This window comes from Rhizobium sp. P1_E1 (assembly GCF_056406015.1).
In genome coordinates this window covers 1-5,082 of record NZ_JBFUAY010000277.1, presented here as the reverse complement: position 1 = coordinate 5,082, position 5,082 = coordinate 1, and the positions used below count along the sequence as shown (strand labels likewise).

General features: G+C 59.7%; 5 protein-coding genes and 1 pseudogene. All 6 read right to left on the bottom strand.

What is annotated here, in order from left to right; genetic code table 11:
• Positions 1-525, bottom strand: a 525-nt coding sequence (locus tag AC1D1Z_RS33885) for an ATP-binding cassette domain-containing protein (protein WP_477853190.1), incomplete at its 3' end; no start/stop codon positions are given.
• Positions 515-1,288, bottom strand: coding sequence for an ABC transporter ATP-binding protein (locus tag AC1D1Z_RS33880; RefSeq protein ID WP_018245439.1), 774 nt, complete (start codon positions 1,286-1,288; stop codon positions 515-517). The genes AC1D1Z_RS33880 and AC1D1Z_RS33885, both read right to left, overlap by 11 nt.
• Entirely contained in the window at positions 1,285-2,271 is a 987-nt protein-coding gene (locus AC1D1Z_RS33875) for a branched-chain amino acid ABC transporter permease (RefSeq protein WP_018245440.1), read from the bottom strand. Before AC1D1Z_RS33875 ends, AC1D1Z_RS33880 begins: the two co-directional genes overlap by 4 nt.
• Before the next feature lie 43 nt (positions 2,272-2,314).
• Positions 2,315-3,187, bottom strand: a complete 873-nt coding sequence (locus AC1D1Z_RS33870; protein WP_018245441.1) for a branched-chain amino acid ABC transporter permease — start codon at positions 3,185-3,187, stop codon at positions 2,315-2,317.
• Between the two features lie 21 nt (positions 3,188-3,208).
• Positions 3,209-4,402 carry an ABC transporter substrate-binding protein gene (locus AC1D1Z_RS33865; RefSeq protein ID WP_477853189.1) on the bottom strand — a complete coding sequence of 398 codons (1,194 nt, stop codon included), beginning with the start codon at positions 4,400-4,402 and terminating at the stop codon, positions 3,209-3,211.
• A 432-nt stretch (positions 4,403-4,834) separates the two neighbouring features.
• A pseudogene (locus AC1D1Z_RS33860) lies at positions 4,835-5,082 on the bottom strand (L-idonate 5-dehydrogenase); the annotation flags it as partial.

Sequence of the window (5,082 nt, the reverse complement as noted above, 5' to 3'; positions counted from 1 at the left end):
GCCGATCGCGGCCGGCGACAGCCCGACCGAGGGCTCGTCGACCAGCAGCACCTTCGGCCGCTGCAGCACCGCCATCGCCACTTCGAGCAACTGCTGTTCGCCGCCGGACATATTGCCGGCGAGCGTCGCACGGCGTTTCTTGAGGATCGGAAAGAGGTCGTAGACGTAATCGCGGTCGGCCTTCACCTTGGCGTCGCGGAGAGTATAGGCGGCCATCTGAAGATTTTCGTCGACGCTCATGACGGGAAAGTTGCAGCGCCCCTGAGGCACGAAGGAAATCCCCTCACCCAGAATGGCTCGCGACTTGCAGCCCGCGATGTTCTTGCCGCGCCAGTCGATGTTGCCCTGCTTGATCGTGGTCATGCCATAGAGCGTTTTGAGAAGCGTCGACTTGCCCGCTCCGTTCGGCCCCATGAGCGCCACGAACTGTCCGGCGGGCACGTCGAGGTCGACGCCGTTCAGAATATCCAGATTGCCGTAACCTGCGCGCAGGTCGCGGATCAGAAGGTTCGAATTACCCGCCAAGATAGGCCTCCCTGACGCGTTGATCCTGAATGATATCGCCCGGCAAGCCTTCGACGAGCTTGGCTCCCTGGTCGAGCACGATGACGCGCTGGCAGATGCTGGTGACAACATCGATATTGTGTTCAATCACCAGGAAGCTCACGCCGAGCGACTTATTCGCATAGCGGATGGTGTCGACGACGCGTTCGATGATCTTCGGATTGATCCCGGCCATCGGCTCGTCCAGCAGGATGAGCTTCGGTTCAGGCATCAGCATGGATGCGAACTGGATGAGCTTCTGCTGTCCGCCCGACAGATTGCCCGCCGGCTGGTGGCGCACATCCCAGAGACCCGCCATCTTGATCAGGTCGCGGGCTCTCTCCCTGAGACCATCGATGCGCTGGCGGGACATCTTTCCGAGGCCGAAGGTCGATGCAATGGACGGGAAGGTGAACATCTGACCGGCGATTACCAGGTTCTCCTCGACATCGAGCGACTTGAAGGTGACGGTCTTCTGGAAAGATCGCAGCATGCGGCCTTCCCTGGCGATGCGGTTCAAGGACCAGCCGGTTATGTCCTGTCCATCAAGGACCACCGTGCCGGCGTCCGGCTTCGCAAGGCCTGTGCTGCAATCGAAGAAAGTCGACTTGCCGGAACCGTTCGGTCCGATCAGACCTGCGATCTCTCCTCGGTCGATGTGAATGCTGACATCGTCGACGGCCTTGACCGCGCCATAGGACTTGCTGAGGTTCTTGATCTCGAGAAGGGGAAGATGACTGGTCATTTCGCGCCTCCGATCGCATTCCAGAAGCGATTGATGAGTGGCGCGCAGCCCTTCTTGAACCAGAAAACGAGGACGAGAAGGCAGACGCCATAGGCGATCATGCGCAGTTCCGGTGTAATGCGCAGCGCCTCCGTCAGTCCGACGAAGAGCAGGCTTCCGAAGACAGTGCCGGAAATCATGCCCGCCCCGCCTCCGAGCACGATGATCAGCATCGTCGTCGAATAGTACATCTGGAAGGTCAGCGGGCTGACGACCGTCAGGTAATAGGCGTAAAGGCAGCCGCCGATCCCGGCAAACACGGCGCTGATCATGAAGACGATCAGCTTGTAGTGCCATGTGGGAACGCCGAGAGATTCGGCGAGGGTTTCGTTCTCACGGATCGCCACCATGTTGCGCCCGGCGGGCGAGCGGACGATTGCCCAGACGGCGAAGGTGGCGAGGGTCCCGATGATCAGGGCAAGATAGTAGAAGTTTGTCGTACCGGACACCGTGAACGAAAGCGGGCCTAGCTCGAAGTATGGTTTTGGAATGCTCGATAGTCCCATGTCGCCGCGGGTGAGCGAGATCCAGTTCTTGGCGATGGCCTGGCCAATGATCACGAAACCCAGGGTACACATKACAAAGGACGTCGAGCGCAGCCGCAAGGCGGGAATGCCGAGCGGAAGGGCAAGGGCCCCCGAGACGGCGCCCGCAGCGATGAGATTGACGTAGAATGGCGTTCCATAGGTTACGGCGAGAAGACCTGCCGTATAGGCACCGATACCGAAGAACGCGGCCTGGGCCAATGACAGAAGACCGGTATACCCTACAAGCAGATTGAGCCCATGTGCCGGAAGCATGAAAATCAGGGCGATGATCAGGGAATGGGTGATGTAGCGGCTGCCGATGAACGGCGCGGCGAGTGCTAGGACAACCAGGACTGCGGCGAGCGGTATGCGAAGGTCGCGCCTGCGTGCCTGTTGAGCGGTTTCCGTCAGAGACATGTCGAGTCCTCGGTCGTTCGAGAAAGGTCGGCGGGCGCAGCTGCTAGAAGCGCGCCTGCGTCGAAAAGAGGCCATGCGGTCGCCACATCAGCATCAGGATCAACGTGGCGAAGCCGACGGTGTCGCGGAATTGCAGGCCGACATAGGTGGCGACCAAGCTCTCGGCAACGCCAAGGATCATCGCCGCGACGAAAGTGCCGCGCACATTCCCCAAACCGCCCATGATAATGATCGGCAGCGTCTTGAACGTGATCAGTTCGCCCATGCCGCCATAGACGCTGACGTTGACCGGCGCCGTCAGAACACCTGAAAGCGCGGCGAGTGCCGCCCCCAGCATGAAGGTTCGAAGCACCACCTGCGGCACATCGATGCCGACGACGCTGCAGCACTCGACGTTCTGGGAAACGGCGCGCATCGCCATTCCGAGGCGGGTGTAGCTGACCATCAGTTCGAGGCCGATGAACACCAACAGGCAGACGACGAGAATGAGAATGCGCTGCTGGGCCAGACTGAAGCCCAGGATGGAAACCGGTTCGATATAGCCTCCGGCGAAGAACTTGTAGCCTCCGCCGAAGACGAGAATGATGGTGTTCTGCAGGATCAGCGCGATGCCAAGGGTGGCGAGCACGCCCGACTCAGCGGGCGCGCCGACCATCCGGCGCATGACGAGTTGCCCGACCACATAGGCAACGGCGATTGTCGCAAGAACCCCCACGACAATCGAGGCTTCGTAGGACAGGCCGAGATAGTCGATCGCAAACCAGGCCCCGAACGTGCCGAGCATGTAGTACTCGCCGTGAGCAAAGTTGATGGCTCTCAGCACGCCGAAAATCATGGTCATGCCGACGGCGACGATTGCGTAAACGGAACCAGTGACGATTCCATTCATAGATTGCTCAACTATGGTCGAGAGCATGGGCGTACTCCTCCCGGCAGATTAGTTGGCAGGATATTGAATGTCCGCGGTATATGCACCTTTGATGCTCGGCTTGCCGTTCTCGATCTGCAGCAAGATCATCGGCAATCGGGCCTGGTTGTGGTCGTCGAAAGTGACTTCGCCAACCGGGCTCTTATATTTGATCTTCGAGAGTGCATCGCGAACCTTCACCTTATCCGCGCTGCCGGCCTGCTTGATCGCCGTTGCGAGGAGATTGACGGTATCCCAGTGAACGTAGGCGTGGTTATTCGGGGCTTCATTGTAGGCGGYCGTGAACTTCTCGACGAAAGCCTTGCTTTCGGGCGAGTCGAACTGTGGAAGCCAAGCGGCGGCTTCGACGGCACCTTCGAGCGCCGAAGGGGCTGACTTGATGGTCTTTTCCGTGTTGAACTCGCCATTACCGATCAGCGCGACCTTGCCGGCTATTCCGAGTTCGATCATCTGGCGGGCGATGATGGGCGTCGTATCGGCGAGGCCGTACATGATGATGGCCTGGGCGCCATTGTCGCGGATCTTGGCGAGAACGCTGCGGAAGTCGACTTCGCCTTCCTTGTAGTAGTCTTCGCTGAGGATCTCTCCCTTGAAGTCAGGCAGGTATTTCTTCGTGAAGGTGATCGCCGAGCGGCCATAGTCGCTGTCGACCGAGAGCACGGCGAACTTGGTGAAGCCGCGCTGCTCTGCAGCATATTTGGCGACGATCAGCGCCCGGTTCTCATCTGTCGGATAGTTGCGATAGGTCCACTTAAAGCCGCCGACGCCGGCCTGGTAGGTGATCTTCGGATTGGACGACGCCGCATTCAGGAGAAGCACTTCGGCATCTTCCGCGACGGGCTGAATGGCGAGCGTCACCGAGCTGGAAACATCACCGATGATGAAGTCGACGCCATCCTGGTCAATCAGACGACGGGCGGCCGAGACGCCTTCGACCGGCGTGCCCTGGCTGTCGGCGTTGAGGAGTTCGATCTTCATCCCATCGATGCCGCCGGCATCATTGATGTCTTTGACGGCGAGTTCGGCTCCATGCATCGAAAATGCGCCGTAGCGCGCATTCGGACCGCTCATCGGCGCAACAAGCCCGAGTTTGATCGTCCCGTCCGCTGCCAGCGCGATCTCTGGCAGGCCGGAAACGGCAACCGACAGCGAAAGGATTGCAGTAGAAATGAAAAGTGCTCTGCGGCTTACGGTAAGTTTCATGTTCCCACTCCATGTTCTCGGGTGCAAACGCTTGGCATATGGCCCAGCGTACTCCTGACCGCTTTCCGCGGTTCTTGTTGTGTCAGCCCAGCGCTGACACCGTCACAGTAGGTTCAGGAAAGCGTCGCTGGCCAACACAACTCCACTCTGCCGCTATAGCGTTTATTTATAGCGAACCGATCGATTCGGCATTGCGGGAATGGCTCACCGTCCAGCCGGATGAGCCGTCGGGTGATATAATGGTGATGTCGTCCCTCGTCGCTCGGATCCTGCACTCCACTCGCGATAGGCGAGGTAGATCTTTGCTCCGATCGTCGTGAAAGGCTGCGGCGGCAATGCCGTCGGGGCAGCCAGGCGCGCGTAGACGCGTCGGCCGAGCGGATTCGATTGCTCATCGCCCGCCGAGCAGAGGTGTGAGTTCCGCGACACGTTTTAAAAGGTCAGTTGCACCTTGCAGGCCGCCGTGCGGTCACCGGCGAGGGTGAAGGCTGCGGTGGCTTCTTCAAGCGGCAGGCTGTGGCTGATGATCGGTCGCACATCGATCTTGCGGCTGGAGATCAACTCGACGGCGGTCGCGAATTCCTCGTGGAAGCGCTGCGTTCCGTGGAGTTGAAGCTCCTTGCCAACGATGGCGTTGAGAGGGATCGGGACGTCTCCTGTGACGCCGACCTGCACGATCG

Bases quoted from the DNA above. Each gene is read 5' to 3' on its own strand.
- AC1D1Z_RS33880 (WP_018245439.1), bottom strand. From the start codon at position 1,288: ATGACCAGTCATCTTCCCCTTCTCGAGATCAAGAACCTCAGCAAGTCC.
- AC1D1Z_RS33870 (WP_018245441.1), bottom strand. From the start codon at position 3,187: ATGCTCTCGACCATAGTTGAGCAATCTATGAATGGAATCGTCACTGGT.